The organism is Methylobacterium sp. GC_Met_2 (genome assembly GCF_026540795.1).
GTDB lineage: Bacteria > Pseudomonadota > Alphaproteobacteria > Rhizobiales > Beijerinckiaceae > Methylobacterium.
The window spans coordinates 1-367 of record NZ_JALNUM010000286.1 but is presented as its reverse complement, the minus strand read 5'-3'; the positions used below and the strand labels follow the sequence as shown (position 1 = coordinate 367).

At 72.8% G+C, this 367-nt stretch carries 1 pseudogene; it reads right to left on the bottom strand.

Going from position 1 to position 367, the window contains the following annotated elements:
* A pseudogene (locus tag OXS49_RS33470) lies at nucleotides 1–366 on the bottom strand (porin family protein); the annotation flags it as partial.
* Nucleotide 367 lies beyond the last annotated feature (1 nt).

Genomic DNA, 367 nt, shown 5'->3' with positions numbered 1-367 from the left:
GGGGGCGAGCGCGCCGCCGGAGATGAAGGAGCTGTTCCGGCTGCGGCCGAAGTCGAGGTACTGGGCGTCGGCCTCGATGCCGACGACGACGCCGTTGCCCGGGGTGAACTGGTAGTTGTAGCCGATCTGGGCGCCGCCGGAGAAGCCGTCCTGGCTGTTGTTGCGGAAGGTGGCGACGGTGCCGGGGGTGGCGTAGGGGAAGGGCACGCCGAAGCTGTTGCCGGTGGAGCGGCTGGAGGCGTCGAAGGCGTAGCCGGCGTTGATACCGAAGTAGGCGCCCGACCAGGTGAACACCGGCACGGGGGTGAACACGGGCGGCGGGGCGGCGCGGCGCGGCAGGTCGGCGGCCGAGGCGGCGCCGGTCAGG